Annotated in this window: 16 protein-coding genes; 5 read left to right on the top strand and 11 right to left on the bottom strand. The window is 57.8% G+C overall.

Annotated elements, in window-relative coordinates; all coding sequences use genetic code 11:
• Positions 1-41 precede the first annotated feature (41 nt).
• From ACMWJS_RS21500 to ACMWJS_RS21470, 7 genes are all read right to left on the bottom strand, one after another.
• Positions 42-2,147, bottom strand: coding sequence for a prolyl oligopeptidase family serine peptidase (locus tag ACMWJS_RS21500; RefSeq protein ID WP_414747553.1), 2,106 nt, complete (start codon positions 2,145-2,147; stop codon positions 42-44).
• Positions 2,144-4,276 (bottom strand): peptidase domain-containing ABC transporter, encoded by a 2,133-nt coding sequence (locus tag ACMWJS_RS21495; protein WP_045909634.1) that lies wholly within the window; start codon positions 4,274-4,276, stop codon positions 2,144-2,146. Before ACMWJS_RS21495 ends, ACMWJS_RS21500 begins: the two co-directional genes overlap by 4 nt.
• A complete protein-coding gene (locus ACMWJS_RS21490) occupies positions 4,269-5,543 on the bottom strand; it encodes an HlyD family secretion protein (RefSeq protein ID WP_167212087.1) in 1,275 nt (424 codons plus the stop codon). Before ACMWJS_RS21490 ends, ACMWJS_RS21495 begins: the two co-directional genes overlap by 8 nt.
• A 132-nt stretch (positions 5,544-5,675) precedes the next feature.
• Positions 5,676-5,918 (bottom strand): hypothetical protein, encoded by a 243-nt coding sequence (locus tag ACMWJS_RS21485; protein ID WP_414747552.1) that lies wholly within the window; start codon positions 5,916-5,918, stop codon positions 5,676-5,678.
• A gap of 140 nt (positions 5,919-6,058) precedes the next feature.
• Complete coding sequence (locus ACMWJS_RS21480) at positions 6,059-6,277, bottom strand: hypothetical protein (protein WP_045909632.1); 219 nt, start codon at positions 6,275-6,277, stop codon at positions 6,059-6,061.
• Between the two features lie 348 nt (positions 6,278-6,625).
• Complete coding sequence (gene entD, locus ACMWJS_RS21475) at positions 6,626-7,279, bottom strand: enterobactin synthase subunit EntD (RefSeq protein WP_414747551.1); 654 nt, start codon at positions 7,277-7,279, stop codon at positions 6,626-6,628.
• Between the two features lie 167 nt (positions 7,280-7,446).
• Positions 7,447-9,696, bottom strand: a complete 2,250-nt coding sequence (locus tag ACMWJS_RS21470) for a TonB-dependent siderophore receptor (RefSeq protein ID WP_334755412.1) — start codon at positions 9,694-9,696, stop codon at positions 7,447-7,449.
• Between the two features lie 144 nt (positions 9,697-9,840).
• Between ACMWJS_RS21470 and fes the strand changes: the two genes are divergently transcribed.
• From fes to entF, 3 genes are read left to right on the top strand one after another with little or no spacing between them, the layout of a single operon-like run.
• Positions 9,841-11,040: an enterochelin esterase gene (gene fes, locus ACMWJS_RS21465; RefSeq protein WP_414747550.1), complete on the top strand. Its 1,200-nt coding sequence runs from the start codon at positions 9,841-9,843 to the stop codon at positions 11,038-11,040.
• 10 nt (positions 11,041-11,050) lie between these two features.
• Positions 11,051-11,263 carry an MbtH family protein gene (locus tag ACMWJS_RS21460; RefSeq protein WP_229225450.1) on the top strand — a complete coding sequence of 71 codons (213 nt, stop codon included), beginning with the start codon at positions 11,051-11,053 and terminating at the stop codon, positions 11,261-11,263.
• Complete coding sequence (entF, locus tag ACMWJS_RS21455; RefSeq protein WP_414747549.1) at positions 11,260-15,117, top strand: enterobactin non-ribosomal peptide synthetase EntF; 3,858 nt, start codon at positions 11,260-11,262, stop codon at positions 15,115-15,117. Before ACMWJS_RS21460 ends, entF begins: the two co-directional genes overlap by 4 nt.
• 51 nt (positions 15,118-15,168) lie before the next feature.
• On the opposite strand, the gene fepC is transcribed toward entF, so the two are convergent.
• From fepC to fepD, 3 genes are read right to left on the bottom strand one after another with little or no spacing between them, the layout of a single operon-like run.
• Positions 15,169-15,963: an iron-enterobactin ABC transporter ATP-binding protein gene (gene fepC / locus ACMWJS_RS21450; protein WP_414747548.1), complete on the bottom strand. Its 795-nt coding sequence runs from the start codon at positions 15,961-15,963 to the stop codon at positions 15,169-15,171.
• Positions 15,960-16,949 (bottom strand): iron-enterobactin ABC transporter permease, encoded by a 990-nt coding sequence (fepG, locus tag ACMWJS_RS21445; RefSeq protein ID WP_414747558.1) that lies wholly within the window; start codon positions 16,947-16,949, stop codon positions 15,960-15,962. The genes fepC and fepG overlap by 4 nt, the downstream gene beginning before the upstream one ends.
• The gene (gene fepD, locus ACMWJS_RS21440; RefSeq protein ID WP_414747547.1) at positions 16,949-17,953 is read right to left on the bottom strand and encodes a Fe(3+)-siderophore ABC transporter permease; all 1,005 of its coding nucleotides are present in this window, start codon (positions 17,951-17,953) and stop codon (positions 16,949-16,951) included. The genes fepG and fepD overlap by 1 nt, the downstream gene beginning before the upstream one ends.
• A gap of 108 nt (positions 17,954-18,061) precedes the next feature.
• Here fepD and entS point away from each other — a divergent pair, with 108 nt between their 5' ends.
• Entirely contained in the window at positions 18,062-19,297 is a 1,236-nt protein-coding gene (gene entS / locus ACMWJS_RS21435) for an enterobactin transporter EntS (protein WP_414747546.1), read from the top strand.
• Positions 19,298-19,380: 83 nt separating this feature from the next.
• Here the strand turns inward: entS and fepB are convergent, their stop codons facing one another.
• Positions 19,381-20,340, bottom strand: coding sequence for a Fe2+-enterobactin ABC transporter substrate-binding protein (gene fepB, locus ACMWJS_RS21430; protein WP_414747545.1), 960 nt, complete (start codon positions 20,338-20,340; stop codon positions 19,381-19,383).
• A 188-nt stretch (positions 20,341-20,528) separates the two neighbouring features.
• Here fepB and entC point away from each other — a divergent pair, with 188 nt between their 5' ends.
• Positions 20,529-21,704: an isochorismate synthase EntC gene (gene entC / locus ACMWJS_RS21425; RefSeq protein ID WP_414747544.1), complete on the top strand. Its 1,176-nt coding sequence runs from the start codon at positions 20,529-20,531 to the stop codon at positions 21,702-21,704.
• The last annotated feature ends 1 nt before the right edge of the window (position 21,705 follow it).

Below are 21,705 nucleotides of genomic sequence, written 5' to 3'. Positions count from 1 at the left end.
TTCGTGTATGAATGACAGGGCACCCGTAACGGGTGCCGCTTTCACCTGTCGTGAACGTGAAGACCGGTTTTCCAGATGAAGAAACTTACCGTGTCGACTAATTTTGAATCGGCCTCGGCATAGGTTGCCGCACTGTGTCCTCCCTGACGGTAAGCCAGAACCAGCACGCTGCGCGGCGAGCCGATGTCCTCTAAACGGGCGGCGAATTTTGCTGTTTGCCACGGGGAAACGCGCTGGTCATGCAGGCCCACGGTTAACAGCACGGGAGGATAACGTTTTTCAGGTACCAGATGCCGGTAAGCATCTATTTTCAATAAGTTTAGCCTGCCTGACGGCGTCAGCGGTGATCCCAGTTCGTCATAGTTCATCACGCCTATCGGAATGTTATCCAGTCGGCTGGTATTCAGCATCCCGGCGTCTATGGCCACTGCGGAAAACAGTTCCGGGCGACGGGTCATCGCCATACCCACGATAATTCCCCCCGCGCTTTCACCCCCGATTGCCAATTTTGACGGTGAGGTGTAGCGACTGTCGATAAGATATTCCGCGCAACGGATAAAATCGGTAATGGAATTTTCTTTCTTATCCGCTCTTCCTGCTTCGTGCCATTCAGGGCCCATTTCACCGCCTCCGCGTACATGCGCGATAGCGAGAATACCGCCTTGTTCCAGCCAGAGTAGACGGGTCAGATCGAATGAAGGAAACGTACTCACGCCGTACGCGCCATAAGCCGTCAACCAGGTAGGGACCGAACCATCGCGCGCAATGCCTTTACGGTATATGAGAGTCAGTGGGACGCGAACATTCTCTGCTGTAGTGACCCATTTTTCTTCCGTCACATAGTCTGTCAGGGGCTGGCTTAACGGCGGTATTAACTCTGTTTTCTGGATAATGTTATCCGCAGGTTGATAATGATAAATGACGGGGGGATTAAGCCAGCCCTGACGGGTGAAGAGAATGTCCTGACTATCGCTGCTGGCAAATATCGCACTCACGTCTTCATCTGCAGGGACCGGAATTGCCTGGTGGTGACTGATATCAGCAAACGGAATACGCATGAATTTACTGCTTCCGGCGTTATGATAAGCCACATAAAGTGAATCCCTACTCAGGCTTAATTGTGTTAACTCTCCGTTCGACCAGCTCATCACGTGTTCTTTGGTGGAGGCAGGAGCCGCCAGATTGATGCGTGAAATATCATAGCCTGAGGAGGCGTTATAGCTCGCCAGATAAATCCACTTCCCGGAATAAACAAAGGCAGAAACATTTTTATCGGTATCAACAATTTTGTTCCAGGTGAGTGTGCTGTTGTCATCCGCGTCTTTTTTAGCGGCAAAAAGGTAGCCTCCATAACCACTGATGGATTTTGAAACGTTAACAATCAGATATTCAGAATCAGGAGAGGTGTACAGATTAACGTTTTCGCAGGCTTTTTGTGCGAGTTCAGGGAGCGTGCGCCAGTCAAACGTCATAACGTCTCTGTCGTGCTTTATACGATGGAGGTAGACCTTGCCGCAGGTTTGTCGTCCTGAATCCTGAGTGATGGTGTTGAGACTATAATAAAAGGACTGATTATCCGCGGCCCAGACAACGCTGGGATAGCGAACGTCGGGTATATGCGTATCTAATACGACATTATCCACAACCCGGATAACGGTAATTCTCGTGCTTTCAGTCCCGTTTCTTGAGAGCCCAAAAGCCACATAGCGACCATCATGTGAAGGGCTAAAAAAATTAATCCCATAGCCAACAGGCGGATCAATGAGCACCCGTTCCGGTTTTCCCTTCTGTCTTACAAACAGCCGCAGGTATGGGTGTTCGACCGTTGAGCGTAGATAAAAACGATTTTGTCCCGCATCATAAATATCAGAAATAGTGGGGGCCGTATTCTCCAGCTCGCTTAACCTTTTCGCCAGCGTGTTTCTCCATGGAAGGGCGTGGAGTGTCTTAACCGTCTGGTTTGAGCGTTGATTTAACCAGCGAGCAGTCTGTTGGGGGTGAGTTTCCATCCAATGATAAGGATCCATGCCATCCTCATAGGGATTTGCGTTAGCATGAGCGAAAAAGAGACAGCCGAAAAATGCGAGGATCGTAATAATTATCTGCTTGCTGATAGGTTTTATTCTCGGTATCAGGCAATGTTTCATTTCTGGCTGGGCTCATGTTGTTCTGTCAGTGGCGTTAGTTGAATCACACGTTCAGCGGATGCGATAGTTGATTTTCTGTGCGCGATGATAATGCGTGTGATGTTTAACTTTTTGATGGCTGCATTGACATAGCTCTCACTCTCTTCATCCAGTGCGCTGGTCGCTTCATCCATAAATAATATTCCGGGTTTGCGATATAGCGCGCGCGCAATAAAGAGTCGTTGTTTTTGTCCACCTGATAATCCTTCACCGAGTTCACCAATTAGGGTCTCGTATCCCATAGGCATTTTTATAATCACGTCATGGATATAGCTGGCGCGGGCGCAGGCTTCCATCCACTCCTTATCGCCTTTGTCATCAAAGCCACAAATATTTTCCCTGATTGATCCAGAGAACAACTTATCATCCTGCATAACGCAGCCGATAATTTTACGATAGTTGTTTAAACCCAGCTGTTGAATGTCATAACCGTCGATTGTGACGGAGCCCGAAAGTGGTTCAAATAACCCACAAAGTACTCTCATAAGCGTGGTTTTCCCCGCTCCTGACGGTCCTGTAATCGCCACGCTTTCACCTGCTGAAACCTTGAATGAGAGATTGCGAAAAACATCGGCGGAATGCTCGTCATAGCGATAGCTCAGCGCATGGGTTTCAAGAGTAACAGGTTGCATGGTATTTATGATTTCTCTGTCAGGCTTTTTCATTTCTCTTACGTTAAGCGCAATATCGGATACGCGTTCGTTATGAAGATGCATCATGCGCAACTTCATCAGAAAATTTGTCAGTGACCAGATTCTGTCGGCAAATTGTTCTCTGAACACGCCAAAAGCGATGAACATTCCAATTGTCATCGCGTTTTCTATGATGAGTTTTGAACCCAGCCATAACATTGTTATTTGTTCGCAGGCAATAATAAAAGCGTTTACCCCACCAAAAAGCAGATCCATTTTGGTGATTTTTATCTCTGTATTGATCGTGTCAATTTCCAGATTTAACCAGTGAGTGCCGCGTCTCTCACTCAAACCCTGCATTTTTACGGTCGCGATACCGTACAACGTTTCCATGAAATAGGACCGGGTGCGGGCATCTCTGATGAGGGTTTCTTCCGATAACTCGCGATAGGTACTGTAGGTCATTAGTCTGGTCAGAACATACAGCGCAGTAAAGCCTATGACTACGCCAGTCAGCCAGCCGCCATAAAGTATCATCATCACGATGACACCCATCATCATGGTTCCATCGATAAGTGCCCCAATGATGCTGCTGGTAAAAGTTTCTCGAAGCGTGTTCAGTGATCCAAAGCGCGACTGAATATCGCCCAGCTTGCGCCGCTCAAAATAGCTTAGAGGCAGCCGCACGAGATGGGTAAAAAGCCCGGACTGCCACTGCACATTGATAAGCGTCGTCATTATCAGCGAGGACCATGAACGTAAAGCACTCAACGCCACGCGCAGTAAAGTAAAGAGAAACAGGCCGATACAAATCACCGTTAACAAGCCCATATCTGCGGCGGGAATAGCATGATCCAGGGCGAGTTGAGTGCCTATCGGTATAAGCAGGTTGATGGTTTCAATAATGAGCGAATAGAAAAATATTTTGCCTAACATTCCCTTAAGGCCGTGCACCTTCGCGGCCAGGGACCTCAGGCTGAACTGATGGCTTGTTGGCTGTGCGGCAAATGTACTTCCGGGCCATACTTCGAGCGCTATGCCGGTGAAGTATTTCGACATCTCCTCCATACCTACTTTTCTTCGCCCCCGAGCGGGGTCGTGAAGTATGGCTCGATTCTGCTTCACGCTGACGAGTACCACAAAATGGTTAAAATCCCAGTGCAGGATGCAAGGAGTTTTAAGCGCGCTGAGTTCATTGAGATCGAGGGATAAACAGCGTGTTGCGAGTCCAAGTTGTTCAGCAATTTGCGTCATGCCTGCCAGCGTGGTGCCCCGTGCCGACAGGTTAAATTGTTGACGCAGGGCGATGAGGTTGCTCTGTTTGCCATAGTGGCTACAGATCATCGCGAGGCAGGCCAGGCCGCACTCTGACGATTCCGTCTGGTGAACCAGCGGAACCCGGGAGCGCAACTGGAGATCCAGCTGTTCGATGAGGGTTTTAAGAGAGCGTTTACTCATTTACCGGACCCCCGGCGCTATTTTTCATATCGTAGAAGGGTGAAAGCATCCACTGGTAGATTTTTCTTTTTTCCAGAAATAAGGTGCTTTGAGCCTGCATACCATTGCCTAAACTCAGACGTTTGCCCGCATAGGCAATGTTTTGTCTGTCAGGCCTGATAATAATTTTGTAGTAAGGGGCGGCCCCGGGTGAGGTCGCTTTAAGTGCCCCCTGATAGGTTTGCATCTCCTGAGGGGAGGCAGGGGAACGCGAGATAACCGAAATGGAGCCCCCAAACATGCCAAATTTTTGTGCCGGAAACGCCTCATAGCGAATGTTCACCCGGTCGCCAGGAGAAAGGTAGGGGACGGCATCATTAGGCACCCATGTGACAAGAGAAAAATGATCGATAGTCAGAGGGATAATTTGCAGGAGGCTGTCGCCAGGTTTGATCATCTGCCCAACCGTAACGCTCAGAGAGTCTACCCGCCCGTCAGACATTGCCCGGATGATAATTGCGCCCCCGGCATCAATATTTAGACGCTCTTTTTGCAGCTCGTAGCGCTGAAGCTCCATCTGGTGGATCTGGTTATCAAATTCGGCAGCCTGAGTTTGAATCTGGCTTTCGAGAGTGGTCACCTGCAACGCGTTCTGATCGCTTTGAGCAGACAAATTAAGCATATTATTTTGTCGCTCGTAGTATAAGGCTATCTGGTTTATCAACTGATCCTGCGTGATAAGTCCGCGCGCTTGATAATGCCGATAGTTTTCCATGTTCGTTTTCATGACGCGAATGCCTTCCTGGGCTTGTGCGATAATGTCTGAGGATCGTTTGAGGGCCGCACTGTATTGCTCTTTTTGTTTTTTTAGCATTTCCAGAGTGTTTCTTTTATTCTCCTGAAGAAGATCCGTGATTTGAGCAATACGTGTAAGTTGGTTATCGACATCCATTCGCTGGTTATCACTCACAACACCGCTACGCGTGCTTTTACTAACATCTATCATGTAGATAGCATCGCCTGTTTTGAGCAGTTGACCTTCAGTGACAAACTGTTTAACTACAACGCCCTGGACACTGGCATACACATTTGATGAGCGGGGATACGTGGATATCTCACCCATCACTGTGATCCTTCTTGTATAGCTGAATGTCAAAATGAAAACGATAAAGGCAACAATAAAAAAAGCAGATAATCCGGCAACAAGCCAAATTGGAATACCAGGTAGTAATAAGGCCTTTCCCTGCCATCGCATTTTTTTGTATTCAACCGCTTGTTGGCGATACACGCATGCTATTCCTTTTGTAAAGCAAGTCTTTAGATTTAGCCTGATTCCAGGCGATCATTTTTAGCTGAATGGCGCCTGGTTATTCCACCTGTTCCAAAACGTTCACTGACTGTCCTGGCCATTAGCTCTCAGTCAGTAATGTTGACCCGGTAAAGATTCAGCCATCTTTTCCATTGCGTCCGTCATGTCCTCCGGGACCTCCTTTTCCGCCTTTGCCCCCTTTCCCGCCTGGGCCACCGTTACCGCCATCTCCTCCGTTACCTCCACGTCCACCATTGCCGCCGTTGCCGCCATTGCCTGACCCACACGTGCCACCGTTTCCTCCACGACCTCCGTTCCCACCGGCGCCCCCGTTGCCGCCATTACCGCCGTCACATTGTGATCCTCCGGAAATAAGCTGCATCTCAGAATTCAGTAATTTTCGCATTTTCATCTCCTGATGAAATAAGTACATCCTTCACGATGGCCCACAATAAAAATCTATCGTGAGCCGTCGTATTCGCTGTTAAGGGTGATTAACGGCGTCCGCCATTATTACCACCACCACAGTTTCCGCCATTACCGCCGTTGCCGCCATTACCCCCACGGCCACCATTACCACCATTGCCGCCGTTACAGGTACCACCGTTACCACCACTGTTACCATTGCCGTTACCACTGTGATTACCGTTCCCGTTACCAGCACCAATTCCACCAGCGACACTGCTCATTTCATTTTGGTTTAATTCACGCATTATACTTTCCTTAGTGATATTGAGTTAATGTAAAACAGCGAAAGCATAATGTTCCTAAAATTATAAAATTGAAATGATTTATTTTGTGTTTATTGATTTTTTTATCTTGGCATTTTTGATCTGGCTCGAGGTTTTATGGCTGAGTTCTGTTATGAAAAAACCTGCTCGCATACTTTTAAATGCTCAAGGAAAATTTTGGTGGCTATTATAAATGGTAGGGAGGGGCTTAACATTTTTTCCCGGTGGGTGTACGTTTATTTGATTGGTGGCTATAGGGGAGGATGGTTTTGTTATTACTCATCTGGTATTAATTAAAACTAAATGGCTGGAGCAATAAACAGGGCAGCATTATTCCTGAACGACAATCATGGTATATACCTCTCCATTAATACGTTGCCAGGCGAGGCTAAAGCATTTTCCCTGCTGATAACGGCCTGCCGGATGGCTGAGCGTCAACGCGATAGTTTGCTGATTCAACGCCGTGACCCGTGCACAGTCGAATCCCATGTAGCGCCTTGCCGTAGGGAACAGGGCTTTAAACAAACTTTCTTTGGCGCTGAATGCAAGCGTCAACGCCAGCGCAAAGGGGTAGCCCGAGCGTGTCAGGCACATCGCTTCCTGTGCATCAATGATGCCGTCCTGGATTTCTCGGGCTTCACGGTCAGGAAGAATGGCTTCGCAATCAATACCCACAAGCGCATCTGGATGACGGACGGCAACCGCCATCGCCTGCGTGCCGCAGTGGGTGATGCTCCCTGAAACGTCTTCCGGCCAGAGCGGTTCACCACTGGGGCCGATGCCGGGCACGGTGTGGTCAGGTAAGGCATGCGCGGCGGCGATGCGGCCTGCCAGATGCTCGGCTTTGCGTTTGCGCCCGGCGTTTGAAAGCTCGGCGTGGTGGGGGAGCCAGAGGAGATCGGCGTCGGTGAAGGTGGTTGGGTCGAAGGTGACGTGGTGAACGGTGTGGCCGGCGAGAATGAACGTGGTATGGGTTGTGTGCATGGTTTTTCCTCTATCAGCAAATAGTGCGGCCTGATGCCCTCACCCCGGCCCTCTCCCACGGGGAGAGGGAGCAAACACTAAAAACGGCAACGGGGTTGCCGTTTTGCTTTCACCTCGTCCTCACCCCAGCCCTCTCCCACAGGGAGAGGGAGGCGTTGTTGCCTTTATCAGAAACGCGTATTCACGCTCATATACCACGTGCGGCCTGGCTCATTATAGGTATAAGCCCCCGCGCCGTACATATACGCACCGGTGGTGGCGTTGCCCGTGGTCTGGGCATTACCCGCGCGCCACTGGCGCTTGTCGAAGACGTTATCCACGCCGCCGGTCAGGCTGACGTTTTTGGTCATGTCCCAGGTTGCGCTCAGGCCCACGATGCTGTACGGACTGACTTCGTCATTCTCAGACCCGGTCACCGGCTGACCTTTGTAGTTGTACTTCTTCGGCTGCTGCTTGCCGTACCAGGTAAAGGTCGACTGGAGCGACACGTCCTGATGCACCTGCCAGCTCAGGGTTGAGTTCAGCGTGTACTCCGGAATGATCGACAGACGGTCGCCAGTCTCCTTGTTCTTGCTCTGCAGCATGTAGGTGATGTTGTTGGTCCAGTTAATCGTGTCGCTGACCGGCACGTTCAGGGAGCCTTCCAGACCTTCAACCACCGCCTTCGGCACGTTTTCCCACTGGTAGATATCCGTCTGCACTTTACCGGAAGAGGTGTGACCAATCGGCGCGTAGCCCGCTTCAATCTTGTCGCGGTAGTCGTTGCGGAACCAGGTGACGCCCGCCAGCCAGCCGTCGTGTTTCCACTCCAGGCCAATCTCTTTGTTGATGCTGGTTTCGGCCTTCAGGTCGTCGTTACCCATCATGTAGCAGCCCACGCCGTCGGAGCTGGCGTAGCAGCCCTGGCCTTTGCTGTAGAGCAGGTAGTTCGGGTTGGTCTGGTACAGGCTCGGCGCCTTATAGGCGCGGGCGATCCCCATCTTCAGCGTGAAGTCATCCCCCAGACCCTGCGACAGGTTAAGTGACGGGCTCCAGTTGTTGCCGACGATGGTGTGATGGTCGAAGCGCAGGGCAGGGGTCAGCATGGTGCTGTCGGTCAGCTCCATGTTGTTTTCGGCGAACAGAGAGAAAATCTCTGCCGACGTGTACGGGCTGCGGTCGTTGCTCATGCCCGGAATGGTGCCGCCCTGCTGAGTTTGGGTGAAGGAGGTCGAGTCCTTCATGCGCTGCTGGTTCCACTCGGTGCCGAGCGTCAGGTTCTGGTTAACGAGGAAATCAATCGGCAGGTTGATTTCACTGTGCAGCATCACGTCGGCCAGATCGGTGTCGGTGAATTTATTACTGTTGAACAGGCCTTCCAGACCGCCTGCCAGCCCTTCGCCCAGACGGGAGTTGCGGGTGTGCTCGTACTGCGCCCAGTTGCTGGTGGTAATGCCGTTATCCCAGCCGCCGTTCCAGGTCACCGCGAAGTTCTGGCGATAGATACGGTTGGTCTCTTTGCCGTAGTTCTTTTTCACCAGACCACTGGAGCTGTTGTCGTTGTTAGTATTCTGGGTATCACCGGCGTAGAGGTTATTCTGACGGCTGTAGCCCGCCTCAAATTCCAGAGACTGCATCGGCGCAAAGTCCCAGCGCACCACGCCGTTGATGTCTTTATTTTCCACCCCTTCACGGCCCGCGGGCAGCGTGTCGGCGTAGGCACCGGTTCGGTCAGACTGGTGACCCTGGTTGATGTCCCACGCGTCGGCCTGGGTTTTGTCCAGGTTACCGAACATGCGGAAGCTGAAGTCGCCGCCCAGCGGGCCGCTCAGGCTGAAGTTGGTGCGTTTGGTGGAACCTTCATCCTTGTGCTCAGGCGCATTCAGGTAGGTATTCCAGGAGCCGTGCCACTGGTCGTCGAATTTTTTGGTGATGATGTTCACCACGCCACCTGCCGCGCCGTTGCCATAGCGCGCGGCGGCCGGACCGCGGATCACTTCGATGCGCTCGATCATCTCCGGCGGCACCCAGCCGGTATCGCCGCGGGTGTCGCGCTCGCCGCGCCAGCCCAGACGGATGGAGTTTCGGCTGGTCACCGGCTTGCCGTCGATCAGGATCAGGGTGTTTTCTGGCCCCATGCCGCGGATATCAATCTGACGGTTATTCCCGCGCTGGCCGCTGGTGGAGTTACCGGTCAGGTTAACGCCCGGCATGGTGCGGATGATTTCAGCCACGTCCCGTGCGGGCGGGTTTTTACGTATCTCATCGGCGGTGATGGTCGATACCCCCGGCGCCTGCAGATTCTGCTCGGCGGCGGTGATCACCATCGTGTCTTCGTGCTGCGCAGAGGCGGTGTTGTCGTCTGCCAGAGCGGGCAGCGCGGCGCCGTAAATCCCTAAATTGACCAGCAAGGCCAGAGAGTGAATCTTCTTATTCATTGTACGTCCTGCTTTTGTGGTTGTTTTATGAGCGCTTCCCACAGCGCGGGCACTACGCTATTGCAAATGCAAATAGTTATCAATAATATTATCAATAAAATTTGCTCTGAAACAAAAAAGACTGTTAAACATGAGGTTATAAGGGTGACGGCGTTAACAACGGGAAGTGAAGCGTGGTGGCAGTCGAAAAACGGGCCTGAATGGACGCCGAAAAAGGGAAACTATCGCGTCACGTTCTGGTGGCGTGACCCGGCAGGAACGCAAAGAACGTCACCGATCAAACGCGTCTGGCTCTACGTCACCGGCGTGACCGATCACCACCAAAATGCCCGCCCGCAGTCTCTCGAACGCATTCCCGATACCGACGTCTGGCAGTGGCAGGGCGATTTCAGCCCCGAGTGGCGTGGAAGCTACTGTTTTATCCCTTCCATGAATGAAAACGATTTTGCCAGCGTCGTGTTTGAAGGCGAGCAGCCGGAGCGCATGGCGCTGCGCGAAGGGTGGCGCAAGCTGCTGCCGCACGCGGTTTCCGACCCGCTGAATCCGCAGAGCTGGCGCGGCGGGCGCGGCCATGCCGTCTCCGCGCTGGAGATGCCGGGCGCGCCGGTTCAGCCGGGGTGGAATCATCCCGATACGCCGTATCAGCCGCCAGTCTGCATTGAGTGGGAAAGCGCGCGCCTGAAAAATCGCCGTCGCGTCTGGATTTTCACTACCGGGGATCATAGCCCGGAACGCCCGCTGGCGGTGCTGCTCGACGGGCAGTTCTGGGCCGAAAGCATGCCGGTCTGGCCTGCACTGGCGTCGCTCACCGCCGAGCGCAAATTACCGCCTGCGGTCTACGTCTTAATTGATGTTATCGATATGGAGCATCGCAACCGCGAGCTGCCGTGCAATCCCGATTTCTGGCTGGCGGTGCAGGAAGAACTTCTCCCCCTTGTCCAACAATGCGCGCCGTTTAGCGACCGCGCCGACCGTACGGTGGTGGCTGGCCAGAGCTTTGGCGGTCTCGCGTCGCTTTATGCTGGCCTCCACTGGCCGCAGCGTTTTGGCTGCGTGCTTAGCCAGTCCGGATCCTTCTGGTGGCCATACCGCGGTGGGCAGCAGGACGGGCTGTTAATCGAACAACTTAAAGCCGGTGAAATATCCCCTCGCGGGCTACGCATCATTCTCGAAGCCGGGCGCAACGAGCCGCTCATCTTCCGCGCGAATCAGGCGATTTACGCCGAGCTGCACACGCACCAACCGGTTATCTGGCGTCAGGTTGACGGCGGACACGATGCGCTTTGCTGGCGCGGTGGGCTGACGCAGGGGCTGATGACCCTCTGGCAGCCGCTTATTCACTAACGGAGTCTGTATGGAATTCAGCAATCCTTTCGATAATCCGCAGGGACAGTTCGCCATTTTGCAAAACGACCAGGGGCAGTACAGCCTGTGGCCTCAGCAGTGCGAACTGCCGGCAGGGTGGTGCGTGGTGTGCGAAGCACAGTCGCAGGAGGCGTGCCAGCAGTGGCTTGCCGGGCACTGGCAAACGCTTGAGCCGTCTTACTTTGTGGGGGAGAACGCATGAACCGTCTTCCTCTCGTCGCCGCCCAGCCGGGGATCTGGATGGCGGAACAGCTGTCCACGCTGCCAAACGCCTGGAGCGTGGCGCACTACACCGAGCTGAAAGGCGATATCGATGCGCCACTGCTGGTTAAAGCCATTGCGGAAGGCATGCTGCAGGCCGATACCCTGCGCATGCGTTTTGCAGAAGAAAACGGTGAGGTGTGGCAGTGGGTGGATGAGACCTTCATTCTGCCGGAACCGTCCGTTGTTCGCGTTGATTCCCACGCTGCCGCCGTGGCGCTGATGGAATCCGATCTTAACCAGAACCTGCGCGTCGCCAGCGGTCAGCCGCTGGCGTTTCACCAGCTGATTCAGGTCGGTGAAAACCACTGGTACTGGTATCAGCGCTATCATCATCTGGTAGTGGATGGCTTCAGTTTCCCGGCCATTACCCGCCAGATCGCCGTAATTTATGCCGCGTGGAAAAAGGGCGACCCCACGCCTGAATCCCCGTTTACCCCATTTGCAGAGGTGGTGGACGAGTACCAGCGCTATCGCGACAGCGAGGCGTACCCGCGCGACGGCGCGTTCTGGGCCGAGCAGCGCAAACAGCTGCCTTCTCCGGTCTCGCTCTCCTCCGCGCCGCTGCCGGGTCGTGCCGCGACAACGGATATCCTGCGCCTGAAAATCGTCGCCGACGGTCGTGCTTTTAGCCAGCTTGCGCAGGCGGCAGAAAAGGTACAGCGCACCGACCTGGCGCTTGCGCTGGTGGCGCTGTGGCTGGGGCGCCTCACCGGACGGCTGGACTACGCCGCCGGGTTTATCTTTATGCGAAGGATGGGGTCCGCAGCCCTGACCGCGACCGGACCGGTGCTTAACGTCCTGCCGCTGGCGGTCAATATCGATCCGCAGGAGAGCCTGCCCTCGCTGGCGCTGCGCCTGGCGAACCAGCTGAAAAAAATGCGCCGCCACCAGCGCTACGACGCCGAGCAGATCGTGCGCGACAGTGGGAAAGCGGCGGGCGATGAAGCGCTGTTTGGCCCGGTGCTGAACGTGAAAGTGTTCGACTACCAGCTGGATATCGACGGCGTGGAGGCCATCACCCACACGCTGGCGACCGGCCCGGTGAACGATCTGGAACTGGCGCTGTTCCCGGACGAGCAGGGCGGGCTGAGCATGGAGATCCTCGCCAATAAACAGCGCTACGACGAGGCGACGCTGACGCGTCACGTCGCGCGCCTGAACGCGATGCTGAGGCAATTTGCGGCCAACCCGGACCTGCGCTGCGGCGAGGTGGAAACCGTTTCAGAACAGGAATACGCAAAGCTCGCGCGCATCAACGATACCGGACTGGCGCTGCCGTCCACTACGCTCGTGGATCTGGTGGCGGAACAGGCGAGCAAAACGCCGGACGCCCCGGCGCTGGCGGATGCGAACGTTGAGCTGAACTATCGCCAGATGCGCGAGCAGGTCATCGCGCTGGCAAACCTGCTGCGCGCGCGCGGCGTGAAGCCGGGCGACAGCGTGGCGGTGGCCCTGCCGCGCTCGGTATTCCTGACGTTAGCCTTGCACGGCATTGTGGAGGCGGGCGCCGCGTGGCTGCCGCTTGACACCGGCTACCCGGACGATCGCCTGCGGATGATGCTGGAGGATGCGAAGCCGTCCCTGCTTATTACCACTGACGAACAGCTTCCGCGCTTTAGCGATCTCTCCGTCGAGATGTTTAGTTACAACACACTATTACCGACCGCGGGTGCTGAGCCGCTGCGGCTGGTGAAGCCGGAGCAGACGGCGTACATCATCTTTACCTCCGGCTCGACCGGGCGTCCAAAAGGGGTCATGGTCGGCCATACTGCCATCGTTAACCGCCTGAAGTGGATGCAGGACCATTATCCGCTGGGCGCGGACGATGTGGTGGCGCAGAAAACGCCGTGCAGCTTTGATGTGTCGGTGTGGGAGTTCTGGTGGCCGTTTATCGCCGGGGCGAAGCTGGTGATGGCCGAGCCGGACGCGCACCGCGATCCGCAGGCGATGCAAAGCTTCTTCGCCCACTATGGCGTGACCACTACCCACTTCGTGCCGTCGATGCTGGCGGCGTTTGTTGCCTCGCTGTCGCCGGAAAACGTCGACTGCTGCAAAGCGCTTAAGCAGGTGTTCTGCAGCGGCGAAGCGCTGCCGACGGCGCTGTGCCGCGAGTGGGAACAGCTGACCCGCGTGCCGCTGCACAATCTTTATGGCCCGACGGAAGCGGCGGTGGACGTCAGCTGGTATCCGGCGTTTGGGCCTGAGCTGGCGGCGGTGGAAGGTAACAGCGTGCCGATCGGCTTCCCGGTGTGGAACACGGGGCTGCGCATTCTGGATGCGATGATGCGCCCGGTGCCGTTCGGCGTGGCGGGCGATCTCTACCTCACCGGCATCCAGCTGGCGCAGGGGTATCTTGGCCGTCCGGATCTCACCGCCAGCCGCTTTATCGCCGACCCGTTTGCGCCGGGCGAGCGGATGTACCGCACCGGAGACGTTGCCCGCTGGCTGGATAACGGCGCGGTGGAATATCTGGGCCGCAGCGACGACCAGCTTAAAATTCGCGGCCAGCGCATCGAGCTGGGTGAAATCGACCGGGCGATGATGTCGCTGCCGGACGTGGCCCAGGCCGTAGCGCACGCCTGCGTCTTCAACCAGGCGGCGGCAACGGGCGGCGATGCCCGCCAGCTGGTGGGGTACGTGGTTTCTGAATCCGGCTTACCGCTGGACCGCGACGCGCTGCTGGAATCGCTCAAAACCCAGCTGCCGCCGCATATGGTGCCGGTGGTGCTGCTGCAAATCAGCGCGCTGCCGCTGAGCGCCAACGGCAAGCTGGATCGCAAGGCGCTGCCGCTGCCGGAACTGACCGGTAAAACGTCCGGACGGGTCCCGGAAAGCGAAACCGAAATCGCCGTCGCGCAGTCGTTTGCCGCGCTGCTGGGCTGCGAGATCAACGACATTAAGGCGGATTTCTTTGCCCTCGGCGGCCACTCGCTGCTGGCTATGCGTCTGGCGGCGCAGCTCAGCCGTGCGTTCAACCGCAAGGTCACGCCGGGGCAGATTATGGTCGCCTCGACGGTCAGCAAGCTTAGCGCCCTGCTGGACTCGCAGATGAGCGACGAGCAGGCGCAGCGCCTGGGGTATGAAACGCTTCTGCCGCTGCGTGAGGGCGACGGCCCGACGCTGTTCTGCTTCCATCCGGCATCCGGCTTCGCCTGGCAGTTTAGCGTGCTGGCGCGCTACCTCAGCCCGCGCTTGTCTATCGTCGGCATTCAGTCGCCGCGCCCGGACGGGCCGATGCAGCAGTGTGCGGATCTGGATGGGGTGATTGAGCGCCACCTGTTTACGTTACGTAAGCAGCAGCCGCAGGGGCCGTATTACCTGTTCGGTTATTCCCTCGGCGGCACGCTGGCGCAGGGGATTGCGGCCCGCCTGCGCGAGCAGGGTGAAGTGGTTTCATTCCTCGGCCTGCTGGATACCTGGCCGCCGGAAACCCAGAACTGGGCGGAAAAAGAGGCTAACGGCCTCGACCCGGCGGTGCTGGCAGAGATCGAGCGGGAACGTCAGGCGTTTATCGCCGCCCAGCAGGGGCAGGGCTCCAGCGAGCTGTTTAACGCGATTGAAGGCAACTACGCCGACGCGGTGCGGCTGCTCACCACGGCGCACAGCGCGCGCTTTGACGGCAAAGCGACGCTGTTTGTCGCCGAGCGCACGCGAACCATGGATCCGCAGGCGGCCTGGGCGCCGTGGGTGTCGGAGCTTGAGGTGTACAGCCAGGATTGCGCCCACGTGGATATCATTTCACCGCAGGCGTTTGAGAAGATAGGGCCGGTGTTGAAGAATATTTTGGGGTAACGTCAAAAGCGCCGGGTGTAGGCCGGGTAAGGCGTAGCCGCCACCCGGCAATTACCGTCGACCTAACGGCACCACCAGCGGCGTGCCCGCCACCGGATCGTCGATTATCATGCAGCGCATACCGTAGATCCGTGCGATCAGCTCCGACGTGACAATCTCTTTCGGCGCACCCTGGGCCACAATCTCCCCGTCTCGCAAGGCAATCAGGTGCGTGGCGAAGCGGCACGCCTGGTTTAAATCGTGCAGCACCGCCGCAAGGGTGTACCCCTGCGTGCGGTTCAGCTCGCTCAGCAGCTCCAGCAGGTCGATCTGGTGGCTGATATCCAGCCAGGTCGTCGGCTCGTCCAGCAGCATGATGGAGGTCTCCTGCGCCAGCACCATCGCGATCCACGCGCGCTGACGCTGTCCGCCGGAAAGGGTATCCACGCTTTGCTGAGCGAGATCGGTAATGCCTGTCGCCCGCATCGCGCGGTTCACCGCCTCGTCATCTTCCTTGCGCCAGCGGGTAAACAGCGGCTGGTGCGGATAGCGCCCGCGCGAGACCAGCTCCTGCACCGTGATGTCCCCCGGCGTGGTGGCGTTTTGCGCCAGCAGCCCGATGCGCCTGGCCACCTCTTTGCTGGCGAAGCGCTGGATCTGCTCCCCGTCGAGGAAGACACTGCCCTCCACCGGCGTCATCAGGCGGCTCAGGGTGCGCAGCAGGGTCGATTTTCCGCAGCCGTTCGGGCCGATAATCGCCGTGAAGTGGCCGTCCGGAATGGCGACGGATAAATCACGGGCAATAATTTTTTTGCCGTAACCGAGGGTGAGATTTTCGCCGCGCAAGCGGGTGGTTGAATCTGTCATTTCTTGCGAGACTCCTGAACGAGCAAGACGATAAGGTAAATGCCGCCGAGGCTGACGGTCACCACGCCCACTGGAAGCTGGTAAGGCATAAACAGCCGCTGGGCGCAAAGATCGGCGGCCAGCAGCAGCAGCGCGCCGCACAGCGCCGCCTGAGTTAATCCCCAGCGCGCCGTCCCGCTTAGACGTCGTGCGATATGCGGCGCGACAAGGGCGATAAACGATATCGGCCCGGCGATGGCGGTGGAGGCGGCGGTCAGCAGTACGGCGACCAGCATCAGCATCAGGCGCGAGCGCTCAACGCCCACGCCCAGCGCGCAGGCGCTGTCGTCGCCCATCTCCAGCAGCCGCATGCGCCGTACCAGCAGCAGCGCGCCGATAAACATCAGCACAATCAGCGGTGCCGCGGGCCAGGTTTTGCCCCACGTCAGGCCGTTGAGGGAGCCCGCGTACCACAGCCCGGCGGAAAGCGCCGTTTCCAGCGAGGCCTGCAGCAGCAGCCATGTGTTAAAGGCCATCAGCATCGCACGTACGCCGATACCGATAATGATCAGCCGGAAGGTGTCGATGCCGTTGCGCCAGGCCAACAGCCAGATAACCAGCGACGTCAGAATGCCGCCCGCCATCGCCGTAAAGGTGATGGCCGTCAGGTGCTGCCCGAACAGCACCATCGCCACCAGCACGCCGCTCCAGGCCCCGGTATTGAGGCCCATCACGTCCGGGCTGCCGAGTGGGTTGCGCATCAGCGACTGGAAAATCGCACCGCTGACGCCGAGCGCCGCGCCCACCAGAATGGCCATCGCCACGCGCGGCAGTCGCCATTCGGTGACAACCAGGGTGATATTGCGCGGCGCGCTGCCGGTGAGGGCGTTAAACACCTGGGTGAAATCGAGCGTCACCGCGCCGCTTCTGAGGCTCCACGTTGCCAGCAGCAGAATGGCGATAACCAGCAGGGAGACGCAGGCGACTAAACGCCGGGACGGGGCAATCATGCGCCACCTCCGCGTCTACGTCGTACCAGGAAGATCAGCATCGGCGCACCGATAAAGGCGCTGACCACCGAGACGCGCAGCTCGCCCGGCACCAGCAGGCGGCCCAGCACGTCGGCAAACAGCAGCAGGGCAGGTGTGGCCAGCAGCGTGACCGGCAGGGACCAGCGGTGATCCGCTCCCACCAGCCAGCGCGCCATATGGGGCATCATCAGGCCGATAAAGGCAATCGGGCCAACCACGGCGGTCGCGCTGCCGCACAGTACGGTGATGGCCAGCAGGCCCGTCAGCTGCGTGCGCGCCACGCGGTTGCCGAGGGCGGTGGCGGTGTCGCTGCCGAGGCTCAGGCTGTTCAGCGCCCGGCTTAACGACAGCGCTACGGCGGCGGCAATCATCACCGGGATTGCCACCACTTTCAGGGTTTCAAGGGTGCGGATATCCAGCGAGCCGGCCTGCCAAAAGCGCAGCTGGTCGTAAACGTCCGGGTTGAGCAGGGCGATGCCGTTGGACAAGCCTTCCAGCACCGCGGCAAGCGCCACGCCCGCCAGCGTCAGGCGTACCGGGCTCAGCTGTCCGCCGCCCTGGCTGCCGGTAAACGCCACCACCAGCGAGGCGGCCAGCGCGCCGCAAAAGGCCATCACCAGCTGTTCAGAGGGCGACGTCAACCCGAACAGCGCCGCGCCGAGTACGATGGCAAAGCTGGCACCGGAGTTCACGCCGAGAATGCCGGGGTCCGCCAGCGGGTTACGGGTAAGGGTTTGCATCAACGCACCGGCAAGGCCGAGCGCGCCACCGGCCAGTAGTCCGGCAAGGGTGCGGGGCAGGCGGGCCTCGAGCACGATGACGCAGTCGGCGCTCTGACAAGTGCCGGAGAGCGCATCAACGATAACGGAGGCGGGCAGCGGCTTCGCGCCGACCAGCAGGCTGAGTGCAATCGCCAGGCTTAATAGCAGCAATAAAACGGGCACGGCAATGGCGCGCACCGAAGAAGAGGAAAACGACATAGCAACATCCATGATTTGATAATGATAGTGATTATCGTTATCTATCTTATTTGGCTATGTTAGCATGTGCGCCCATGGAATGGGTAGAATTACACTCAAGGCTTTGTCATGAATCAAAAATCCTGGCTGCTCAACCTCAGCCTGCTCAAAACGCACCCGGCGTATCGCGCCGTCTTTATCGCTCGTTTTATCTCCATTTTATCCCTCGGCCTGCTCGGCGTGGCCGTGCCGGTCCAGATCCAGACTATGACGCACTCCAGCTGGCTGGTGGGGTTATCGGTGACGTTAACCGGCGGGGCGATGTTCATCGGCCTGATGGTCGGCGGCGTGCTGGCGGACCGCTACGAGCGTAAAAAGCTGATCCTGCTGGCGCGCGGCACCTGCGGCGTGGGCTTTATCGGGCTGTGTCTGAACGCTATGCTGCCGGAGCCGTCGCTGATGGTCATATATGCCCTCGGGCTGTGGGACGGTTTCTTTGCCTCCTTAGGCGTGACGGCGCTGCTGGCGGCGACGCCCGCGCTGGTCGGGCGAGAAAATCTGATGCAGGCGGGGGCGATCACCATGCTCACCGTGCGCCTCGGCTCGGTGATTTCGCCGATGGTCGGCGGCCTGCTGCTGGCGACCGGCAACGTGGCGTGGAACTACGGCCTGGCGGCGGCGGGGACGTTTATCACCACCCTGACGCTGCTGCGCCTGCCGCTGCTGCCACCCCCGCCGCAGCCGCGCGAGCATCCGCTGACATCACTGATGGCCGCTATTCGTTTTCTGTTCAGTAACCCGCTGATTGGCGGCATTGCGCTGCTTGGTGGCCTGCTGACCATGGCGAGCGCCGTGCGCGTGCTGTATCCGGCGTTAGCGGGAGAGTGGCGGATGAGCGCCTCGGAGATTGGCATGCTGTACGCCGCGATTCCGCTCGGCGCGGCCTGCGGGGCGCTGACCAGCGGTAACCTGGCGCAGAGCGCGCGACCGGGGTTGATTATTCTGCTTGCCACGCTGGCCTCGTTTATCGCCATTGGCTTCTTTAGCCTGATGCCGGTCTGGGCGCTCGGGGTGATGTGTCTGGTGATCTTTGGCTGGCTGAGCGCCATCAGCTCGCTCTTGCAGTACACCCTGATCCAGACCCAGACGCCGGAAGGGATGCTCGGGCGCATCAACGGCCTGTGGACCGCGCAGAACGTCACGGGCGATGCCATCGGCGCGGCGATCCTCGGCGGGCTGGGGGCGATAATGAGCCCGGTGGCGTCGGCGAGCAGCAGCGGGTTTGTACTTGCGATAGTTGGCGGGATTTTGTTGATGGTATTAGCGGAATTGCGGCGGTTCAGGCAGGAGAGTGCCCCTGTGTGATTTGCCGGGTGGCGGCTGCGCCTTACCCGGCCTACATTTTGCACCCGTAGGCCCGGTAAGCGAAGCGCCACCGGGCGCAGGCATTACCCGAAAATTGCCTCTAAACGCTGCAACACCAACATCGCGCTGTAATAATCCAGGCGGAACGTCTCAGTTCCTAACGCCCACACGCGCTTGTTTTTCACCGACGGCAGGTGCGCCAGCAGCGGGTTAGCGTAAATCGCCGCCACGTCTTTCTCGTCACCGGCAAACACAAACAGCCCTTCGCCGTTCAGTCCCGTCGCCAGGTTTTCACCGCCCAGTTGGACAATGTCGTGGCGCTTGCCCTGGCTTGTTGAGGTCTGCAACCCGGCTGGCAGGTCCGCCAGCGTAAAGCCCAGCTGGTGCAGCAGCTTGCCCTGCGCCGATTCGGCGGTCCACAGGTTGGCGGAATGCGCGGCGGCGGTGTAGACGATGGCGTTCACCGGCTGCGGCGGCAGCGTCATTTGCTGTTTCACCTGCGCGAGCTGTGTATCAAACGCGGCTATGCGCCCGGCGGCCTGCTTTTCGTGTCCGGTGATCGTGCCCAACTGGGTCAGCAGCGCCTGCCAGCTCTTGTCGTCGTAGTTGATGATAAGCGTCGGCGCAATGGCGGAAAGCTGATCGTACAGCGCCAGTGCGGAATCCCCGCCGGTAGCGCTGATCAAAATCAGGTCCGGCATTTGCGCGGCTACCGCTTCGGCGCTCGGCTCGCCAATGTACAGCCGCGCTACCTTGCGCTGCTTCGCGATATCGCCCCACTGGCGCAGGAAACCCTGTCCATCCGCCACGCGGTTGTTTGGCGTGGTCGCGCCGCTGGCGACGACCGGTGCGTCAATGGCCAGCAGGGAGCCGGTTAAGGTCACGCTGGTGGAGACAATGCGCGTCGGTTTGTGCTCAAGGGTATGTACCCCGCGGCTGTCAGTCACCTGACGCGGCCAGTCGGCGGCAGCGGCTGAGGTAAGTCCTAAAACAAAAAGTGATAATAAAAGCAGGGGATTACGGAAAACGGCAGGGAATTTCACAGCGCGGGATCCTGTTTTTGTTGAAGATAATGCTTCTCATTTTCATGGTTGCCGCACTGGGATGCAAGCTTTTGTCGCACAAGTTATTTGCCCGACGGTTGACAGCGAAGCGATGTGGGATTAGGTTAGCCGACGAAAATATAAATGATAATCATTATTGCTTCTTTTATCATTTTGAGGAGGATGATATGGATACGTCCCTGGCTGAGGAAGTTCAGCACGCCGCAACCACGCTGGAATCAGACCGTTTTTTCTTTATGTCGCCTTACCGCAGCTTTACCACGTCCGGCTGCTTTGCCCGCTTCAGTGAACCCGCCGTCGGCGGTGACGATCCGGCGGGTCGCTTCCAGCAAAAATTAGCCCAGGCCTTCCGCACGGCAAAAGCCAGCGGTATTGCTCACCCGGTGATGGTGGGGGCGATCCCGTTCGACACCCGCAAGCCCTCGTCGCTGTTTATTCCGCAACGCTGGGAAACCTTTTCCCGTCCCGCACGTCAGCAGTCCGCACGTTATTTTTCCGGCGCGCAGGCGCTGAAGGTGGCACAACGCACCGAGATCCCGCCGCAGCCCGTCTTCGAAGAGATGGTCGCTCGCGCCGCGTCGCTGACCGCCACGCCGCAGGTGAACAAGGTGGTGCTGTCGCGCCTGATTGATATCGCGACCGACAAACGCATGGACAGCGGCGCCCTGATGGAGCGCCTGATCGCCCAGAACCCGGCGAGCTTCAACTTCCACGTGCCGCTGGAAGACGGCGGCGTGCTGCTGGGCGCCAGCCCGGAACTGCTGCTGCGCAAAGAGGGGGCGCACTTTAGCTCGCTGCCGCTGGCAGGCTCCGCGCGCCGTCAGCCGGACGACGTGCTGGATCGCGAAGCGGGCAACAAGCTGCTGGCCTCCGAAAAGGACCGTCACGAGCACGACCTGGTCACCCAGGCGATGAAGACCATTCTGGCACCGCGCAGCCACCATCTCAGCATGCCTGATTCTCCTCAGTTGATTACCACGCCGACGCTGTGGCATCTGGCGACGCCGGTGGAAGGCGAGGCGCGTGAAAACGAGAACGCCCTGACCCTGGCCTGCCTGTTGCACCCGACACCGGCGCTGAGCGGCTTCCCGCATCAGGCGGCGAAAGAGCTGATTGCCGAGCTGGAGCCGTTCGACCGCGAGCTGTTTGGCGGCATCGTTGGCTGGTGCGACAGCGAAGGCAACGGCGAGTGGGTGGTGACCATCCGCTGCGCACGTCTTCGTGAAAATACCGTTCGCCTGTTTGCCGGTGCGGGCATTGTGCCTGCCTCCTCCCCGGTGGGCGAGTGGCGCGAGACGGGCGTGAAGCTCTCTACCATGCTCAACGTGTTTGGTTTGCACTAAG

It is taken from the genome of Enterobacter sp. HK-058-C-ECC (assembly GCF_047531125.1).
Taxonomy (GTDB): Bacteria; Pseudomonadota; Gammaproteobacteria; order Enterobacterales; family Enterobacteriaceae; genus Enterobacter; species Enterobacter quasiroggenkampii.
This window is presented reverse-complemented; position numbering and strand designations above follow the sequence as displayed.

Coding starts and splice junctions, on each gene's coding strand:
- ACMWJS_RS21500 (WP_414747553.1), bottom strand. CDS start 2,147: ATGAAACATTGCCTGATACCGAGAATAAAACCTATCAGCAAGCAGATA.
- ACMWJS_RS21495 (WP_045909634.1), bottom strand. CDS start 4,276: ATGAGTAAACGCTCTCTTAAAACCCTCATCGAACAGCTGGATCTCCAG.
- ACMWJS_RS21480 (WP_045909632.1), bottom strand. CDS start 6,277: ATGCGTGAATTAAACCAAAATGAAATGAGCAGTGTCGCTGGTGGAATT.
- entD (WP_414747551.1), bottom strand. CDS start 7,279: ATGCACACAACCCATACCACGTTCATTCTCGCCGGCCACACCGTTCAC.
- ACMWJS_RS21470 (WP_334755412.1), bottom strand. CDS start 9,696: ATGAATAAGAAGATTCACTCTCTGGCCTTGCTGGTCAATTTAGGGATT.
- ACMWJS_RS21460 (WP_229225450.1), top strand. CDS start 11,051: ATGGAATTCAGCAATCCTTTCGATAATCCGCAGGGACAGTTCGCCATT.
- entF (WP_414747549.1), top strand. CDS start 11,260: ATGAACCGTCTTCCTCTCGTCGCCGCCCAGCCGGGGATCTGGATGGCG.
- fepC (WP_414747548.1), bottom strand. CDS start 15,963: ATGACAGATTCAACCACCCGCTTGCGCGGCGAAAATCTCACCCTCGGT.
- fepD (WP_414747547.1), bottom strand. CDS start 17,953: ATGTCGTTTTCCTCTTCTTCGGTGCGCGCCATTGCCGTGCCCGTTTTA.
- entS (WP_414747546.1), top strand. CDS start 18,062: ATGAATCAAAAATCCTGGCTGCTCAACCTCAGCCTGCTCAAAACGCAC.
- entC (WP_414747544.1), top strand. CDS start 20,529: ATGGATACGTCCCTGGCTGAGGAAGTTCAGCACGCCGCAACCACGCTG.